Genomic DNA, 16,910 nt, shown 5'->3' on the forward strand with positions numbered 1-16,910 from the left:
TATTAAAGGAGGCAGGATTTTACAGCAGACACTACCCGTTCTGCATCAGCTTCTGTCATTGCCGGAAATAATGGCAGGGTTACGATTTGTTTTCCGACACGTTCCGCTACCGGGAACATGCCATCCGTAAAGCCACGCTGGCGATACAGCGTAAACAAGTGAATCGGACGATAGTGATAACCGAGGCCAATTTTCACATCCAGCATTTTCTGCATGAATTCGGCGCGGTTAATGCGTTCTGGCAACACAATATGGAACATATGCCAGTTAGAATTTTCAAAATCCGCGACCGGCAATTCAGCGCCGGTTTGTGCGGTGAAATCGGTACCGAATAATTCAAAATACTTCGCCGCCAGTGCTTTTCGCTTGGCGTTAAATTCTTCCAGACGACGCAGCTGGCCCAGACCGATTGCTGCCGACATATCAGTCATATTGTATTTGCCGCCCAGCACATCCACATCGATACCGTCCAGACCACTGCGGCTAACGCCTTGCAAACGATAACGCTCAGCCAGTTTCGCTTCTTCCGGTGTATTCAGCACCAGACAGCCACCTTCGCCGGTCATGATATTTTTGTTGACCTGAAAACTGAAAGAAACAAAATCGCCGAAAGAACCAATACGCTTACCTTTCCAGGTCGATCCGATTGCTTGCGCCGCATCTTCGATGACGCGCAGTTTGTATTTCTCAGCAATAGCGTACAGCTTGTCCATGTCGCATGGCAGGCCGCACATATGGACCGGAATGATGGCTTTCGTGCGTGGCGTAATAACTGCTTCGACTTTATCCAGATCAATGTTGTGGGTTTGCGGATCGATATCAGCAAAGACCGGCGTTGCGCCGGTTTCGATAATCACGTTCGCAGTTGCCACCCAGGAATTCGGGGTCGTAATGACTTCGTCGCCGGGGCCAATACCGGCAATGCGCAGTGCGATTTCCATAGTGCAGGTGCCGGAATTGAAGGTACGTACCGGACGACCACCAAAAAATTCAGAAAGCTTCGCCTCAAATTCCTGCACTTTCGGGCCACTGGTCAGCCAGCCGGAACGCATGACATCCGCAACTGCAGCGATCATGTCTTCGTCTATGGTTGGCTTGGTAAAGGGCAAAAAACTCAGTTCTGTTGTCATGGAATTATCCCATCCGGAAAACCGGTATTCATCATAGAAGGCGTCAGATTATGCTGGTCTGAGCGCCGGAAAAACGGAAAAAAGCGGCAAATTGATACTTGTCAGCTTTTGACGAGCAAGGCAACACCAATAATGATGACGCCGATAGCGAGCAAACGCTGTACTGACATGATCTCGCCGAGGAAATACCATGCGCCGATCGCATTCACGATATAACCGATCGACAGCATAGGATACGCAATCGATACATCCACGCGCGATAAGCCGATAATCCAGACAACCACCGAGATCACATAGCAGCTCAGTCCGCCGATAATCGGCAATTGCGTTGCCACCTGCAAGCCGGTCGCAAACCAGTTATCCGCAGTCAGATGGATTGCACCAATCGCGTTGGTACCTTTTTTCAGTAAAAGCTGAGCAAGTGCATTCAGTAAAATGCCGCTGATAATAAAGCCAAAAGTGGAAATATTCATTGATCCGTATTCTTTTTATGTCAGTTGTGTGTAAAAACGATTATTGCGCGCTGATCACGATACGCTTAGGGTCATCACCGATCACACGCATCGGTATCCCCCGGGCACGGAAATCATCATAAATATCGCGGCGCACCACTGCAACCGCAGCTTCTTTGTTTTGCACATGCGCCAGCCAGCGATGTACAAAATCTTCACGTTGCGGTATCCACAATTGCGGCTCAATGCTGAGACCAAACTGCATTTCATCCGGGAATTCCACCAGTGTCATAGTGCGTTCCACATAGAAAGGCATGGCCTGTTCATAGCGTCCTACACCGTAAAAATGCGATCCCGGCGTCTTCAATACTTCACGCATTGCAGGTAAATGTGCGGTGCCGGCAATATATTTTCCGAACTCGTTATGGCCGAGGAAAGCGATTTGTCCGGCGATAAATCCTGTTAAACCCAGCGCCAGCAGGCTCCAGTCTTTCATTTGCTTTTGCAAAAATACCCAGCCCGCGACTGCAGCAAGCAAAAACAAAACGCCGGCAATCTGCAACCAGACCGCATAACCCTGATACAAGGGAATTTCATATTCAGGCTTACCGGCGAGCAGCGACGGCAGTTTCCATTGCACACCGGCAGTCAGTGCGATACCGAGAATGGCGGAAGTTGCCAGAGAAATTTTCTGCCAGACTTCACCGCCTTGTGCTGCCTGACGGGCACCAATCAGTGCCAGCGCCGGGAAAATCGGTACGATATAGCCCGGTAATTTGGAGCCGGAAACGCTGAAAAAGACAAAGAAAAACACAGCCCAGATCCACGCCATCAGCAGTGGCTGAAAGCGGCTCGCTTCTTTTTTCCAACCTGCGCCGACACTGCTGAACAAATAGCCCAGCCATGGCAGGATACCGAGCACCATCAGCGGAATAAAGTAATACCACGGGCCGCCGCGCTTATGCACGCCACTGGTAAAACGGTCAAAATGTTCGTGGATGAAGAAAAAATGCGGATGTTCAGGATTGCGCATCGCAATCAGGATGAACCACGGCGCCGTGATTGCAAAAAACAGCAGCAATCCTTTGCCGAAGTGCAATTTCGTCCACATGCGCAAATCGCGTGCAAGCAACGTATATAAAGTCAGTACAGCACCCGGCAATACGATGCCGATCAAACCTTTGGACAGAGTTGCCAGCGCCATCGCGGCCCAGCACAGCAGCATATAGTTGCGCTGTTCTTTTTCACTGACGCCGTCACGCTGCCCCAGAATCAGTGCGCATAAGGCAACGGCGAAAAAGCCTGAGATACCCATATCGAGGCTATTCACGTGACCCATACCAGCCCAGTAAAAACCACTGCCCAGCATCAGTGCAGCAATCCAGCCAGTGCGGCGGTCATATAACTTTGCTGCAGTAAAGCCGACGGACACGATGCCCAGCAAGGCGGTTAAACCAGTCCATAAACGCGCCTGCCACTCGCCAAGTCCGAATAAGGCAAAAGTCAGCGCATTCATCCAGTTTTGCAGCGGCGGCTTTTCAAAGTACTTAATGCCGTTTAAGCGCAAGGTAATCCAGTCACCGGTTGCCAGCATTTCACGCGCCATTTCCGCGTAACGCCCCTCATCGGTAGGCACCAGCACGCGCGCACCGAGCATGTAAAACCAAAACAACAAAAACGCGGCAGTCAGCGTGCGTACCAGCGTAGTCGATTCAAACGGTGATCGCTTCATGCCGGCTCCACGATCAGCGCCAGAGCGACTTTACGGCCTTCTGCCATCAGAATATTGTAGGTGCGGCATGCAGAATGGTTGTCCATGCATTCCACGCCGATATGACGCTGCATCAGCGATTGCATCAGGCGCGGATGCGCGAAGCGCTGCTTCTGTCCGGTGCCGAGAATCACAACATCAGGCTTGAAGGCTTCGATCTGTTCAAAGTGGGTGTTACTCAATTGTTCAAAACTGACAGGCTCCCAGACCACCGGCTTCATTTCCGGTAATACGATCAGACTGTGCTTGTACCAGATGGCGTTGATTTCTACCGCGTCTTTTTCGTAGGCGGTAATAGTCTGATATTGCTGAGTTTGAGTAGAGTGCAGTTTCATGCGTAAATCCCGGAAAGACGAACAGAAAAACGTGCGGCATTGTAACTGTTTTTCCTGTTTTTGCTGCCTGCATGCAGATAGCGCACTGCAATCGACCGGGACTTGCACAAAAAATCAGCAAACAAAGTTGCTGATCGCTTACATATGCGAAATCCGCATAAGCATATTGCAACAGAATCTGGCAAACATGCCGCCTGACTATGTGCTGATGGACGGTTTTCGGCGAAACTTGAGGACTTTCCGAAGAATTACGGAAACAAGGGCAAGGCTGTGATTGCTTTCGATGCATTCCTTGTGCAAAATGGCTTGTACGGCAGTGCAGCATTTTGCAGCACAGGCCTTCATTCGTCCTGCTCAGTCTCTTGAATAAAAAGGAATTTTCGCGTGCGCCCGATTCAGAAATCTCAGAAGTTAGCCGATGTATGTTACGACATCCGTGGTCCGGTGCTGGAAAAGGCCAAGCAGATGGAAGACGAAGGCCACAAGATCATTAAGCTGAATATCGGCAATCTGGCTGTATTCAACTTCGATCCGCCGGACGAAATCGTGCAGGATATGATTCGTAATATGCAGGGCGCAGCCGGTTATACCGATTCCAAAGGTATGTTTGCACCGCGCAAAGCGATCATGCACTACAGCCAGGAAAAACATATCCATGGCGTCACGATTGAAGATATTTATATCGGCAATGGCGCGTCTGAACTGATCGTGATGGGCATGAATGCCTTACTGAACAGTGGTGATGAAGTGCTGGTACCGGCGCCGGATTATCCGCTGTGGACAGCAGCTGTCAGCCTCTCCGGTGGTAAGCCGGTGCACTATGTCTGCGATGAAAGCGCTGGCTGGATGCCGGATATGGATGATATCCGCGCCAAAATCACACCGAACACCAAAGCGATCGTCATCATTAACCCGAACAATCCTACCGGCGCACTGTATCCGCGTGAAGTACTGGAACAACTGGTGGAAATCGCCCGTCAGCATCAGCTGGTGGTGTTTGCCGATGAAATTTACGACAAAACTTTGTACGACGGCGAAGAGCATATTTCTATCGCCTCGCTGGCAGATGATGTATTGTTTGTGACTTTGAATGGTCTCTCTAAAAATTATCGTTCTTGCGGCTACCGTGCCGGCTGGATGATTGTTTCCGGCGAAAAACGTCACGCCAGAGATTACATCGAAGGTCTGAACATGCTCGCATCGATGCGCCTGTGCGCCAACGCGCCGGGCCAGTTTGCGATTCAGACCGCGCTGGGCGGTTATCAGAGTATTCAGGATCTGGTTGGCCCCGGCGGCCGCCTGCTGAAGCAGCGCGATCTTGCGCATAAGTTGTTAACAGAAATTCCCGGAGTCAGCTGCGTTAAACCCAAAGCGGCTCTGTATATGTTTCCGAAACTGGATCCGGAAATCTACCCGATTGCCGATGATCAGGAATTTATACGCGAACTGTTGATCGAGCAGCGCGTATTGTTGGTGCAGGGAACAGGCTTTAACTGGATCAAGCCTGACCACTTCCGTGTGGTGTTCCTGCCTAATACGGATGATTTAACGGAAGCCTTCGGTCGCATTTCGCATTTCCTCGAAGCTTACCGAAAGCGTCACGGTACTAATTAACTTTTATATTGTCGAAAATCTTATGAAACCCATCAAAGTCGGTCTGTTAGGTATAGGAACTGTCGGTTCCGGAGTATTTCACGTATTACAGCGCAATCAGCAGGAAATTATGCGTCGCGCAGGCCGTGGAATTGAAATTACCATGATTGCCGCACGGAATACGGAACGGGCTCGTAAGATTTGCGGCGATACGATTCAGGTCGTCGCGCAGGCATCTGACGTCGTCAACAATCCTGAAATTGACATCGTTGTTGAACTGATCGGCGGTTACGAAACCGCGCGCGAACTGGTGCTGCAAGCGATTGCAAATGGCAAGCACGTGGTCACAGCCAACAAAGCCTTGCTGGCAATCCACGGCAATGAAATTTTCAAAGCGGCGCAGGAAAAAGGTGTGATGGTCGCGTTTGAGGCCGCAGTTGCCGGCGGCATTCCGATTATCAAAGCGCTGCGCGAAGGTCTGACAGCGAACCGCATCGAATGGATCGCCGGCATCATCAACGGTACAACCAACTTCATATTGTCGGAAATGCGTGACAAAGGCCTGAGTTTTCAGGAAGTGCTGAAACAGGCGCAGGAACTCGGCTACGCAGAAGCAGACCCGACTTTCGATATCGAAGGCGTCGATGCCGCCCATAAAGCCACGATCATGGCATCGATTGCTTACGGCATTCCTATGCAGTTTGATAAAGCCTATGTTGAAGGTATTACTCAACTGGAAGCGGTTGATATTCAGTTTGCGGAAGAACTCGGTTACCGTATCAAGCTGCTCGGTATCGCCAAACGCGTTGCTGAAGGCGTGGAACTGCGTGTCCATCCGACACTGGTACCGGCAAAACGCCTGATTGCCAATGTTGAAGGTGCTATGAATGCGGTACTGGTGCAGTCGGATGCGGTTGGCACCACACTGTATTACGGCAAAGGCGCGGGTTCTGAGCCAACGGCATCTTCCGTGATTGCTGATCTGGTTGACGTGACCCGTCTGGCAACGGCGGATCCTGAACACCGTGTTCCGCATCTGGCATTCCAGCCGGATGCCATCAGCAATCTGCCGATTCTGCCAATCGAAGAAGTCACCACCAGCTACTACCTGCGTATGCATGTGGAAGACCGCCCGGGCGTACTGGCCGATGTGACACGCATTCTGGCGGACCTGACGATTTCGATTGATGCGATGCTGCAAAAAGAACCGGGCGATGGTGCAACTCGTACCGATATCATCATCCTGACCCATCAGACCAAAGAGAAAAATATCATTGCCGCGATTGAAAAAATCGAACAACTGGCAACAGTCAGCGGCAAAGTCACCAAGCTGCGCCTGGAAGAACTGAACTAAGCTGCACTAAGCGGCAATGTCTCAGCAAACAGCAGGCTCCGGCATAAAAAACGCCCTCATGAAATAATGAGGGCGTTTTTACATTCAGACGCCACTATGCCGCTCAAAACCCTGCTGCAGTACGGATTACCCGGATTCCCGCTGGCATTGCTGTCCTTACCGGTGTATGTCTATGTGCCGCAACTGTACACCGCCAGTTACGGCTGGTCACTGACAGCTATTGGCCTGATTTTGCTGGCATCCCGTGTGGCAGATGCTTTTTTTGATCCGTGGTTTGGTGCATGGCTGGATAAACAACAGCATCCGGCGCGCTTTGCGCTCATATTCACACTGGCGACGCTGCCGGTCAATCTTGGTTTCTGGCTGTTGTTTCACCCTTTACAGACCGTACCGGCAATCAGCCTGTGCGCAGGCTTGCTGCTGGTGTATCTGGGATTCAGCAGCGCAACGATAGCCTTGCAAAGCTGGGGCGCGATTCTGGGCAATACGCCGCAAACCCGCTTGCAACTGACGTCTGCGCGGGAATTTGCCGGTTTGTGTGGCGTCATCACCGCTTCATTGTGGACTTACTGGTTTTCTGCAGCGGCAGTGTTTCAGATTCTGATGGTCTCTTGCGTGTTATCTGTTTTCGCGATCTGGCGTTTGTACGCATCCCATCCGGCAGAGATTGTTCACGCAAGCAGCCAGAATGCCGGCTCTTCACACTCACTCTCCATTTTTCAGGCAAATACCACGCGCCATCTGTATCAGACGTTTGCCCTGAACGGCATTGCATCCGCGATTCCCGCAACGCTGTTTTTGTTTTACGCAGCCGATGTGCTGCAGCGTCCGGATCAGGCAGGCTTATTGTTGCTGCTGTATTTTGTCTGTGCCGCGCTTTCCGTACCGGCATGGAACTGCCTCGGACGCCGCTGGCATGAGGCAAGGGCATGGCAGGCCGGTATGTGGCTGGCCATCGCATCGTTTAGCACGGTGTGTTTTCTCGGCGCTGGTGACTTGCTGCTGTTTGCACTGGTGTGCGCCGGTTCCGGCTTTGCGCTGGGCGCCGATCTGGCCTTACCGTCCGCCTTGCTGGCCGGCGTGATACGCCAACAGCAGGATAGCGGACAGGAGGGCTGGTATTTCGGCTTGTGGAACTGGCTCAGCAAAATGAATCTGGCGCTGGCAGCCGGTTTGGCCATGCCTTTGCTGAGTCTGGCCGGTTACGCGCCCGGCAGGCAGGATGCACAGGCAGTCAGCGCGCTGATACTGGCGTACGCAGTGCTGCCTTGTGCCTTAAAACTGCTGGCATGGCTGCGCTTATACCGGTCTTCACTGACAACGGTGTAAGGCGGCAATTTCCGGAAAAACACCGGTCTTCAGGCAAACAGATAAGCAAATCCAAAGCGTACCCAGCCTCTGAAAACGGCTGTTACTTAACGCTGTACGAACACACAATTGTGCAGAACTCCGCATGGGCGTTTTCTGAAAGCCCGGACTTTCTGCCGACGACCGCCGGATCGGTGTGCTGAAGTCCGCATTTGGGGCAAAAACAGGCATTTTGCAGCCAGAAAAACGGCGTAGCGGCTCGGTATCATTCTCAATTGGCGCATTGCAATGCGCCTTGCGGGGTACGGCTTACGGCCTTGGTGTTGTTGGACAATTTAAAACAATGTTTCCAAATTGACCTTCCCTCGATAATTAGTTCTCCATCAGATGAAAGTCATGCAGCGAGATTCTCTTGATTTTATTTCTTCATCCAGTTTTCCAAATATTGAACTGGAGAGCGTCAGTTACACGTTTGACTGCCAGCGCTTTAAACTCGGTCGTATAAGCTTTTTTGGGTATCCTGTTCATCATTTGTCTTTCCAAAGTTTCGTTGATTTTACGTCACCTTTGGGGGACTAAATTTCAGGGGAAGCTCACTGCAATATGGAAAATAAAATGAAAAGTGCGATTAAACGTATTCAATCACTAAAGACGCTTCCTACTAACAGTGAAGCGTCTCCGTCCGATGTGCTGATCGCTAGGGAATATCTTCGTAGGGTTGCGCTCATGGCGAAAGCGCTTCCTGAATGGAAGTCAGATCCTTTTTTTGATCCAAAGATAGTTACAGAAGCAGAGCTAGACGCTACTGTGAAAACAGAAATTGAAGCAGTGTTAAATCCAGTAATGCAACCAAATGCTTACGTGCGGAAGTTATGTGCGGATTACATTAAGTGGCAGGCATATGTCGATATTGGCAACGTGGTCGCATCTTCATACGCAGATATCTATGAGCCACTGTTGATACTGTTCGAACGAGGCCAAGACATTGGTTTGCATCATGGTGAACTTATGATCGGTAGTTTTGCAGTTCCATTAAATCGTTGGTTGGAATTTGCCAATTTGGCTCCCGTAGATTTAAGTAGTGAATCGTCAGAAGGATATTAGAATTTATTGGGGCAAATACAGCAGGCGAGATTGAGGCGCTTGATGCAGTAAATGCTGGCTGGCCTGGAACAGGTGGCGCTGGGCCGGTACCTGGAACTATCGGAATTTCGGATCAAACATCTGTTGCCGCATTGCGGAATTACTATCCGAAAGGTGGCGGCGTTGAGTTTGTTTATGATCCCGCCACGAATACCTTTGTTACAGGTCGTCCCGCCAGCGGGTTGTTTGAAGGATCGCCGCACCAGCAGCTTGCTCAATCGTCCGAGTAACTGTAACCCTCCCCTAATCAGTGCCAGGTATTACTAGAGTTTTGAGGCTGATGGAACAATCGGTATTCAACAGGTGTCATCCGGTTGAGTGAATCATGTTGACATTGCTCGTTGTAATCGTTCATCCATTGCCCGGATCTGACTTGAGAGTGGTCATATCAGACCGCATAAGCTCGATATTGAAGCTGGTAAGTTGAGGGGAATAGATTTCTCACTAGTCCCTGTTAGTTGAGATTTGATACCTGTCCTGACAATACGCAACTGGGTTAATCACATGTAAGGCGTATTGCAATGCGCCTACGGGCTAATGTCACCCATTATGCTTGCCGGATTGCAGGTCTTATTCGTTCCGGCGTTGTTGCGTAAGCCTGCGCAACTCGCCATTCTGGTAACGCAACGTCTAGCGCCGTCACTTTATGCTAATTTCCGCATTTGCCTTTTGCGGATAGCCAGACTTTCTGCCGACGACCGCCGGATTGCTGTGCTGAAGTCCGCATTTGGGGCAAAAACAGGTATTTTACAGGCTTGCTGGCGGGCTGAAACGATTTCCGCTCAGGTTCATCCGTCATACAAACAAAAAGGACAGTCGCCTTTATGGGAACTGTCCTCGGTGATCGTGGGGTCGATGCCGCCTGATTTGCAGCGCGTAAATGTCAGCGCAACACTTTTTCAATCAGTTGCGGCGCACGGTCGTCAAAAATGCGTACCAGCGAGGAAACCCGCGTGCCGTAATCTTCTGAAACGATGCAGGGCGAAGATAACAAGCGTTCGCGGTCGAAGGGAATGCCGGTATCCGGCAAACGGCAATCCGGCGCGGGATTGGTATTGCCCAGCATTTCAAAAAACGCATCTTCCGGCGCCAGCTGACACAGCAGGCTGCAAAATTCTGCTTTGGTACGCACTACTTTATGCCAGCACGAATCCAGCGCAGCATTGGAAACGCCGTAAATGCCCGGCGCCAGCGGCTTGCCGTTGCGCGCATCATCCTGATAGCGGTTGGAATGCCAGATCAGATCCTGTCCGTCGTACAACAACAGATTAAAGCCGTTGTACACATCGTCTTTGTTTTTCAGGCTTTGCAGATAGGCTTCGGCCGACAGGTCATTGCGCAAAAATTCGCTGACCAGATCCCCGCGACTGTGCGCATCGGCGCGGAACTCGGACGGGGCGCGTACATTGGTCACAGCGGCAAATTTACGGGCAGGGGTATTCTGCTGCGGATCCGCCTGCAAGCCCATCCATGTCCCGCCGGAACGTAAATCGCGACCCGCCAGAATCTGCGGTGCGTCCGGCCACCAGTGCGCTGCCTGCGCAGGACGTTCGTAGAACTCGTCGCGGTTTGCTGCCACCAGTAATGGCATGCCCGGAACCAGGCGCCAGGCCAGAACAATCAGACACATATCAGCAATCCACAAAAAGTTCCTGATGACGAGGAACGCTGTTCAGTAAAGGTAACGACTGGCTGGCCAGCAGGGCGCTCAGGCGGGCAGGGAAGTCCGGCGGTACATCGCGATAGACTTCCATCCAGGTCTGCAAACCGTCACGGATTTCCGGACGGCGTTGCAGCTTGCCCTGACAGCCGAGTTGCGCCGCGATTGCCTGTTGCCACAGCGCCTGTTCCTGCAGAACCTGCGCGGCTTGTGCTTGCGGCGTTTTGAAATAAACGTAGCAATCCATGCTGTCCGGCGAAACCGGCTGATGCTGACCGGATGTCATTCGGGCGTGCGGGTGATGTCGTGAATCACGTAAGGCAGTTCGCGGAATTGCAGGGCAGGGCCATCAGCGGTACCCACACGAATATCGCCTTGTTCTGCATCAGCCATGGTCATTTCTGCCAGCAACAGACTTTCACCGGCATTCAGCAATTCGACATTGACGACGTGACCGCAAGGCTGTTCCGGACTGGCCGGATTGAATAATTCCTGACCTGCCTGCAGACCGGTAGCGGCAACGCTGGCGAGGAAACTGCGGCGTTTGAGCTTACCCAGATACTGGCTGCGCGCGACGATTTCCTGACCCGGATAGCAACCTTTGCGGAAGTTCACACCACCAGTCAGTTCAAAGTTAATCATTTGCGGCACAAACAATTCCTGCGTTGCTGCCACCACGCGCGATACGCCGGACAGAATATCGCCCAGATACCAGTCGGATGAATTACTCAGCACCAATGCGTTTTTTAGCGTCTGCCAGACAGCGGCAAATTGTTCCGCTGGCACCAGCCACTGATAACGTGCCACTGCACCGGCATCTTCATGGCGCAGCAACATGCCGTTGGCTGCATCATGCACATGCTCGCCAATGGCTGGCAAAGTCGCAAAATACGTGGTCAGTAAAGCTTCTGCTTTTTCACCGCCTAAACCCAGCGGTATCAGGCTTTCTGCCAGCGATGCCAGTTTGACTTTTGAGCGCAGCACAAACATTTGCAAGCGTTTTTGCACAGCTGGCTGCTGGTTTGCATCGCATTGCAGATAAATGGTGTCGCTGTTTTTCCAGTAACTGAAACTGGTAATCATGCGGCCTTTCGCCGTGCAGTAAGCGGCGCGGCGCACAGGACCTTGCGGCAAACGTTCGACGTCGTTACTCAGCTGACCATGTAAAAAGCTTGCGGCATCGTCACAGCTTGCGCTGAAAACTGCCATATCGCCGAGAGTGGTAAAGAAACCCTGTGCCCAGTCTGCCTGCGCCGATTGCGGTGCCAGATGGGTGATGCGGCCCGAGGTGAAATCTAATGCTGTTATTGCGGAAATATCCTGCCAGTTCATGCGTCTTCCTGCGAAATCAACTAAACCAATTCACTATACCTGAATCCCTTATCTTTTGCTCAGGGCGGCGGAATTCAAGTCCGGCGCAAAAACTTGTTGCACAGACAGGCATCCCGTTCTGAACCCCCATGCGGTCTGCTACACTACGCGCCTTGTTGTTTGCAGACCTGATAACGCAGCATGAAACTTTTGAAATTTCTGATTCTGGTAACGCTGATTGTCGCTGGCGGCGCTGTTGGCTATGGTTGGCACTGGTCGCAACAACCGGTGTTTACCGAAGGCAAACCCGTGCCGTTTGAAATTAAAGCGGGCAGCTCGGTACGCGCTGTGTCGCGTCAGATCGAACAAGCCGGTGTGCCGGTACCGGCGCTGTGGTTTGAAATGCTGGTCAGAGTCAGCGGAACCGGTGCGCGTCTGAAAGCCGGTGCGTATGAACTGGAAGCCGGAAAAACGCCGCTGCAACTGATGGCTAAACTGGTGGACGGTGATTTTGCCTATGTCAGCCTGCCGGTGATTGAAGGCTGGACGTTTGCGCAAATGCGTAAAGCAGTCAACGCACATCCTTACATCAAACACGATACGGCAGACTGGAATGAAGATAAGCTGATGAAGGAAATCAGCCCAGATTACAGCCGTGGCGAAGGTTTGTTTTATCCGGACACCTATCGCTTTGCGCGTGGCAGCAGCGATCTCGATATTTACAAACAGGCACATCAGGCTTTACTGAAAAAGCTGAATGATGCTTGGGACAGCCGCTCTGCCAATCTGCCGTATAAAAATGCCTATGAGGCGCTGATCATGGCGTCGATTATCGAAAAAGAAACCGGCAAACGCTCCGAGCGTCCTTTGATTGCCGCTGTGTTTGTGAACCGCCTGCGCTCCGGTATGCTGCTGCAGACCGATCCGACTGTGATTTACGGTCTGGGTGACAAATATAACGGCAAAATTTACAAAAAAGATTTGCTGACCGATACACCGTATAACACCTATACCCGTGGTGGTTTGCCACCGGGACCGATTGCCTTACCGGGTCTGGAATCGCTGACAGCAGCCCTGCATCCGGCCAGCAGCGATGTGCTGTATTTTGTGGCACGCGGCGACGGCAGCAGTCAGTTTTCAACCAATCTTACCGATCACAACCGCGCTGTGAACAAATACCAGCGCTGAGAAGCCATGACAGGAAAATTCATTACTTTTGAAGGCATCGACGGTGCCGGTAAATCCACCCATCTGGCCTACGTTAAAGCCCGCGTTGCCGAACATCTGGCTGCCAGCGGACGTGAAGTCGTGGTATCGCGTGAACCGGGCGGCACACCGCTGGGCGAGCAGTTACGCGAGATTCTGCTGAACCAGAAAATGCATCTGGAAACCGAAGCCTTGCTGATGTTTGCGGTGCGCAAAGAACATCTGGTGCAAGTGATAGAACCGGCGCTGGCACGCGGCGACTGGGTGATTTCCGATCGTTTTTCCGATGCCAGTTTCGCGTATCAGGGCGGCGGTCGTCATTTGTCGCTGGATAAACTGAATGCGCTGGAACAATGGGTGCATCCGCATCTGCAACCGGATCTGACCCTGCTGTTTGATGTGCCGCTGGAAGTGGCGCGTGCGCGTCTGGATGCCACTCGCGAACTGGATAAATTCGAGCAGGAAAAAGCGGACTTTTTTGCTGACACCCGCAAAGAATATCTGCGCCGCGCCGCCGAATTTCCGCAACGTTTCCGTATTATTGACTCATCGCAAAGCATCGCCGCGATTCAGGCGCAGATTGATCAGATTCTGACAACGCTCTTTACGCAAAGCAGCCTATGAGCACATTGCAGGTTTATCAGTGGCAGCAGGATGCATGGCGCTATTTCACCGGCCTGCAAAGCCGTTTGCCGCATGCGTTTTTGCTGCACGGGCCAGCAGGCACCGGTAAGCGTCATTTTGCGGAGCGCATGGCAAAAGCTTTGCTGTGCGAAACGCCGGATGCGGCAGGGCAGGCTTGCGGACATTGCGGTTCCTGCGGCTGGTTTGAACAATACAGCCATCCGGATTACCGCCGGATTCGTCCGGAAGTGCTGGAGGAAGACGAGGGCAGTGGTGATGCAGACGCAGAAGCCAGCAGCGCGAAATCCAGTCGCAGCAAAGCGCCATCGAAAGAAATCGTGATTCATCAGATTCGCGCACTGGCCGAAATGATGAATATTTCCACGCACCGTAACGGTAAGCGCGTGATCGTGCTGTATCCGGCGGAAGCGATGAATATTCCGGCAGCGAATGCCTTGCTGAAATCACTGGAAGAACCGCACCCGAACACGGTGTTTATTCTGGTGTCGGACAGTCTGGATAAACTGCTGCCAACCATCGTATCGCGCTGCCATCAGTTAGCACTTGGTATGCCAACCCGTGAAGCGGCGCTGACATGGCTGCAGCAGCAGGGTGTGGCCGATGCCGCAAACTGGCTGGCTTTGCAGGGCGGGGCGCCACTGGCAGCGATGGAAATTGCGGCTTCCGAACAAAAAGCCGAGCTGGAAACCATGCTCGGTATGCTGGCGCAACCATCGGCAGATCTGAGCTTAAAACTCGCGGACAAAATGCAGAAAACCGATTTGCCGCTTGTCGTTTCGTGGCTGCAACGCTGGGTGTACGACGTGTTTTCCGTGAAGCAAACGGGCATAATCCGGTATTATCCGCGTTACGATAAAGAAATCCGTTCGCTGGCAAGCCGTTGCAACTTACATGATCTGATGCGTTTATCCAAATCACTGGGTGAACGTCAGGCCATCGCCAGCCATCCTTTGTCGCCTAAACTTTTTCTGGAGGATGTATTCCTGGAATACGCCTCTGCATTTTCATCCTGAGAAATTGACGTATGTCTGATATCAGCAATGACAGTGGTTCCGGTTCGCAGCACCGTCCTTCGGTGCTGTCGCTGGGTATTCGTGAAAAAGCTGCACTGTTTGCAGCGTACATGCCGTTTCTGGAAAACGGCGGCATTTTTGTGCCAACCAATAAAACCTATCGCTTAGGCGAAGAAATTTATCTGATTCTGACCTTGCTCGACGATCCGCAGAAATATCCGGTAGCGGGCAAAGTGGTCTGGATCACGCCGCAGGGCGCTGGCAACAATAAAACACAGGGCATCGGTGTGCATTTTCCCGGCGATGAAACCGGTAAGCGGGTACGGATTCGTATTGAAGAAGCGCTCGGTGCAGCGATTCGCTCCAGCCGCGCAACCCACACGATTTAAGGGCTGCCGACATGACTCTGCGTACCCGTCTGGCGACTGCTGACGATTTACCGGCAATCGTCGCCATTTACAATTCCACCATTGCTTCGCGCATGGTGACTGCCGATACGGAACCAGTCAGCGTGGCTTCCCGCGAAAAATGGTTTGCAGATCACACACCGGACAAGCGTCCGCTGTGGGTGAGCCTTGCAGACGATGATACAATCACGGGTTGGTTATCGTTTTCTGACTTTTATGGTCGTCCGGCGTATTCCGGCACGGCAGAATTGTCGATTTACATCCATGAAAATGCACGCGGCCAGGGTCTGGGCCGGCAGTTTCTGGAACTGGCGATTGCCCATGCACCCAAAGTAGGCGTGCATACCTTGCTGGGATTTATTTTCGGCCACAATGCCCCGAGTCTGGCGCTGTTCCGTCGTTTTGGTTTTGATACCTGGGCAAACATGCCACGGGTTGCTAATCTGGATGGCGTTGAGCGCGATTTGCTGATTCTGGGGAAACGTCTGAGCGACTGATCTTTCAGCGCACAGCACTGGCTGATGTTGACGGCAATCTGCATTGCAGGTTGCCTTTTGTTTTTAAGGAGTTTTGTTATGTTCAGTTATCGTCACGGTTTTCATGCCGGCAATCATGCCGATGTGCTCAAGCATTTTGTGATGGCGCAGATCATGGCGTATCTGAATCAGAAAGAAACGCCATACACCTATGTGGATACCCATGCCGGCGCCGGTGTGTATCAGCTCAACACCGGTTACGCTGCCAAAACAGCGGAATACGAAACCGGTATCGCCAGATTATGGAATAAAGATGATTTGCCAGCGCCGCTGGCAGACTATGTGGACATGATCCGCAGCTTCAATCCGGAAGGCAAACTGCTGCATTATCCGGGTTCACCATTCTGCGCAGAAAAACTCTCGCGTGATGAAGACCGCCTGCGTTTGTTTGAAATGCATCCGAACGAAGTCAAAGTGCTGGTACAGAACTGCGGCGCGCTGGAAGAGCAAAACCGCGCCGCCGGTTTGCGTCGCGGTGTACGCGGTAAGCGTGTCATCATCGGCGATACCGACGGTTTTGACAGCCTGAAATCGCTGCTGCCGCCACCGTCACGCCGCGCATTCGTGCTGATCGATCCACCGTATGAAGTCAAAGATGATTACCGCAAAGTCAAAGTCACGCTGGATGAAGCCATCAAACGCTTCCCGGGTGGCGTGTATGCGGTCTGGTATCCGGTGCTGCAACGTCTGGAGTCACGCCAGTTCCCTGACAAACTGAAACGCATCGCCTGCAAAGACTGGCTGCATGTGACACTGACCGTCAAAACCCCGACACCGGATGGCGTCGGCGGCTTCCACAGCAGCGGCATGTTTATCCTGAACCCGCCGTGGACACTGGAAAACACCCTGCGCGAAGTCATGCCTTATCTGACCGCTGCGCTGGATCAGGATGGCGGTGCGCGCTTCACGCTGGAAAGCGGTTCCGGCACGCCGCCAAAACCTGCAGCTCCAGCCGGCTCCCGCCGCTGATTGCAGTCCGGCGAAGCAATACGCTGGAAACAAAAAGGACAGCTCCGCGAGGAGGCTGTCCTTTTTTACTGCCTGAA

Annotated in this window: 17 protein-coding genes; 10 read left to right on the forward strand and 7 right to left on the reverse strand. The window is 52.3% G+C overall.

Going from position 1 to position 16,910, the window contains the following annotated elements; all coding sequences use genetic code 11:
- Nucleotides 1–2: 2 nt before the first annotated feature.
- The 4 genes from KDM89_RS07835 to KDM89_RS07850 all read right to left on the reverse strand — a co-directional run bounded on the left by KDM89_RS07835 (nt 3) and on the right by KDM89_RS07850 (nt 3,688).
- Nucleotides 3–1,130: a DegT/DnrJ/EryC1/StrS family aminotransferase gene (locus KDM89_RS07835; RefSeq protein ID WP_212687384.1), complete on the reverse strand. Its 1,128-nt coding sequence runs from the start codon at nt 1,128–1,130 to the stop codon at nt 3–5.
- A gap of 101 nt (nt 1,131–1,231) precedes the next feature.
- Nucleotides 1,232–1,603 (reverse strand): EamA family transporter, encoded by a 372-nt coding sequence (locus KDM89_RS07840; RefSeq protein ID WP_212687385.1) that lies wholly within the window; start codon nt 1,601–1,603, stop codon nt 1,232–1,234.
- A 40-nt stretch (nt 1,604–1,643) separates the two neighbouring features.
- Nucleotides 1,644–3,314 (reverse strand): glycosyltransferase family 39 protein, encoded by a 1,671-nt coding sequence (locus KDM89_RS07845; RefSeq protein ID WP_212687386.1) that lies wholly within the window; start codon nt 3,312–3,314, stop codon nt 1,644–1,646.
- On the reverse strand, nt 3,311–3,688 hold the full coding sequence (locus tag KDM89_RS07850; RefSeq protein ID WP_212687387.1) for an Mth938-like domain-containing protein: 378 nt from the start codon (nt 3,686–3,688) through the stop codon (nt 3,311–3,313). The genes KDM89_RS07845 and KDM89_RS07850 overlap by 4 nt, the downstream gene beginning before the upstream one ends.
- Nucleotides 3,689–4,072: 384 nt before the next feature.
- Between KDM89_RS07850 and KDM89_RS07855 the strand changes: the two genes are divergently transcribed.
- The 4 genes from KDM89_RS07855 to KDM89_RS07870 all read left to right on the forward strand — a co-directional run bounded on the left by KDM89_RS07855 (nt 4,073) and on the right by KDM89_RS07870 (nt 9,047).
- On the forward strand, nt 4,073–5,302 hold the full coding sequence (locus tag KDM89_RS07855) for a pyridoxal phosphate-dependent aminotransferase (protein ID WP_212687388.1): 1,230 nt from the start codon (nt 4,073–4,075) through the stop codon (nt 5,300–5,302).
- Between the two features lie 22 nt (nt 5,303–5,324).
- A complete protein-coding gene (locus KDM89_RS07860) occupies nt 5,325–6,635 on the forward strand; it encodes a homoserine dehydrogenase (protein WP_212687389.1) in 1,311 nt (436 codons plus the stop codon).
- A 96-nt stretch (nt 6,636–6,731) separates the two neighbouring features.
- Entirely contained in the window at nt 6,732–7,964 is a 1,233-nt protein-coding gene (locus tag KDM89_RS07865) for an MFS transporter (protein WP_212687390.1), read from the forward strand.
- A 594-nt stretch (nt 7,965–8,558) separates the two neighbouring features.
- On the forward strand, nt 8,559–9,047 hold the full coding sequence (locus KDM89_RS07870; RefSeq protein ID WP_212687391.1) for a hypothetical protein: 489 nt from the start codon (nt 8,559–8,561) through the stop codon (nt 9,045–9,047).
- A gap of 922 nt (nt 9,048–9,969) precedes the next feature.
- On the opposite strand, the gene KDM89_RS07875 is transcribed toward KDM89_RS07870, so the two are convergent.
- From KDM89_RS07875 to ygfZ, 3 genes are read right to left on the reverse strand one after another with little or no spacing between them, the layout of a single operon-like run.
- Entirely contained in the window at nt 9,970–10,731 is a 762-nt protein-coding gene (locus tag KDM89_RS07875; RefSeq protein WP_329604635.1) for an NRDE family protein, read from the reverse strand.
- Entirely contained in the window at nt 10,718–11,032 is a 315-nt protein-coding gene (locus tag KDM89_RS07880) for a DUF4936 family protein (protein WP_230427735.1), read from the reverse strand. The genes KDM89_RS07875 and KDM89_RS07880 overlap by 14 nt, the downstream gene beginning before the upstream one ends.
- Nucleotides 11,029–12,078 carry a CAF17-like 4Fe-4S cluster assembly/insertion protein YgfZ gene (ygfZ, locus tag KDM89_RS07885; RefSeq protein ID WP_212687392.1) on the reverse strand — a complete coding sequence of 350 codons (1,050 nt, stop codon included), beginning with the start codon at nt 12,076–12,078 and terminating at the stop codon, nt 11,029–11,031. Before ygfZ ends, KDM89_RS07880 begins: the two co-directional genes overlap by 4 nt.
- 180 nt (nt 12,079–12,258) lie before the next feature.
- Between ygfZ and mltG the strand changes: the two genes are divergently transcribed.
- The 6 genes from mltG to KDM89_RS07915 all read left to right on the forward strand — a co-directional run bounded on the left by mltG (nt 12,259) and on the right by KDM89_RS07915 (nt 16,833).
- Entirely contained in the window at nt 12,259–13,245 is a 987-nt protein-coding gene (gene mltG, locus KDM89_RS07890) for an endolytic transglycosylase MltG (protein WP_212687393.1), read from the forward strand.
- A 6-nt stretch (nt 13,246–13,251) separates the two neighbouring features.
- Nucleotides 13,252–13,887: a dTMP kinase gene (gene tmk, locus KDM89_RS07895; RefSeq protein ID WP_212687394.1), complete on the forward strand. Its 636-nt coding sequence runs from the start codon at nt 13,252–13,254 to the stop codon at nt 13,885–13,887.
- Nucleotides 13,884–14,921 (forward strand): DNA polymerase III subunit delta', encoded by a 1,038-nt coding sequence (gene holB, locus KDM89_RS07900; protein WP_212687395.1) that lies wholly within the window; start codon nt 13,884–13,886, stop codon nt 14,919–14,921. The genes tmk and holB overlap by 4 nt, the downstream gene beginning before the upstream one ends.
- Before the next feature lie 11 nt (nt 14,922–14,932).
- Nucleotides 14,933–15,310 carry a PilZ domain-containing protein gene (locus KDM89_RS07905; protein ID WP_189355121.1) on the forward strand — a complete coding sequence of 126 codons (378 nt, stop codon included), beginning with the start codon at nt 14,933–14,935 and terminating at the stop codon, nt 15,308–15,310.
- An 11-nt stretch (nt 15,311–15,321) separates the two neighbouring features.
- The gene (locus KDM89_RS07910) at nt 15,322–15,825 is read left to right on the forward strand and encodes a GNAT family N-acetyltransferase (RefSeq protein WP_212687396.1); all 504 of its coding nucleotides are present in this window, start codon (nt 15,322–15,324) and stop codon (nt 15,823–15,825) included.
- Nucleotides 15,826–15,903: 78 nt separating this feature from the next.
- On the forward strand, nt 15,904–16,833 hold the full coding sequence (locus tag KDM89_RS07915; RefSeq protein WP_212687397.1) for a 23S rRNA (adenine(2030)-N(6))-methyltransferase RlmJ: 930 nt from the start codon (nt 15,904–15,906) through the stop codon (nt 16,831–16,833).
- The last annotated feature ends 77 nt before the right edge of the window (nt 16,834–16,910 follow it).

The organism is Cognatundibacterium luofuense, assembly GCF_018139685.1.
Classification (GTDB): domain Bacteria; phylum Pseudomonadota; class Gammaproteobacteria; order Burkholderiales; family Burkholderiaceae_D; genus Undibacterium; species Undibacterium luofuense.

What these genes read in the sequence shown, in the direction of transcription:
- KDM89_RS07870 (WP_212687391.1), top strand. Translation starts at nt 8,559, where the DNA reads ATGAAAAGTGCGATTAAACGTATTCAATCACTAAAGACGCTTCCTACT.
- tmk (WP_212687394.1), top strand. Translation starts at nt 13,252, where the DNA reads ATGACAGGAAAATTCATTACTTTTGAAGGCATCGACGGTGCCGGTAAA.
- KDM89_RS07865 (WP_212687390.1), top strand. Translation starts at nt 6,732, where the DNA reads ATGCCGCTCAAAACCCTGCTGCAGTACGGATTACCCGGATTCCCGCTG.
- holB (WP_212687395.1), top strand. Translation starts at nt 13,884, where the DNA reads ATGAGCACATTGCAGGTTTATCAGTGGCAGCAGGATGCATGGCGCTAT.
- KDM89_RS07915 (WP_212687397.1), top strand. Translation starts at nt 15,904, where the DNA reads ATGTTCAGTTATCGTCACGGTTTTCATGCCGGCAATCATGCCGATGTG.
- KDM89_RS07845 (WP_212687386.1), bottom strand. Translation starts at nt 3,314, where the DNA reads ATGAAGCGATCACCGTTTGAATCGACTACGCTGGTACGCACGCTGACT.
- KDM89_RS07840 (WP_212687385.1), bottom strand. Translation starts at nt 1,603, where the DNA reads ATGAATATTTCCACTTTTGGCTTTATTATCAGCGGCATTTTACTGAAT.
- KDM89_RS07880 (WP_230427735.1), bottom strand. Translation starts at nt 11,032, where the DNA reads ATGACATCCGGTCAGCATCAGCCGGTTTCGCCGGACAGCATGGATTGC.
- KDM89_RS07910 (WP_212687396.1), top strand. Translation starts at nt 15,322, where the DNA reads ATGACTCTGCGTACCCGTCTGGCGACTGCTGACGATTTACCGGCAATC.
- KDM89_RS07850 (WP_212687387.1), bottom strand. Translation starts at nt 3,688, where the DNA reads ATGAAACTGCACTCTACTCAAACTCAGCAATATCAGACTATTACCGCC.
- ygfZ (WP_212687392.1), bottom strand. Translation starts at nt 12,078, where the DNA reads ATGAACTGGCAGGATATTTCCGCAATAACAGCATTAGATTTCACCTCG.
- KDM89_RS07860 (WP_212687389.1), top strand. Translation starts at nt 5,325, where the DNA reads ATGAAACCCATCAAAGTCGGTCTGTTAGGTATAGGAACTGTCGGTTCC.
- KDM89_RS07905 (WP_189355121.1), top strand. Translation starts at nt 14,933, where the DNA reads ATGTCTGATATCAGCAATGACAGTGGTTCCGGTTCGCAGCACCGTCCT.
- mltG (WP_212687393.1), top strand. Translation starts at nt 12,259, where the DNA reads ATGAAACTTTTGAAATTTCTGATTCTGGTAACGCTGATTGTCGCTGGC.
- KDM89_RS07835 (WP_212687384.1), bottom strand. Translation starts at nt 1,130, where the DNA reads ATGACAACAGAACTGAGTTTTTTGCCCTTTACCAAGCCAACCATAGAC.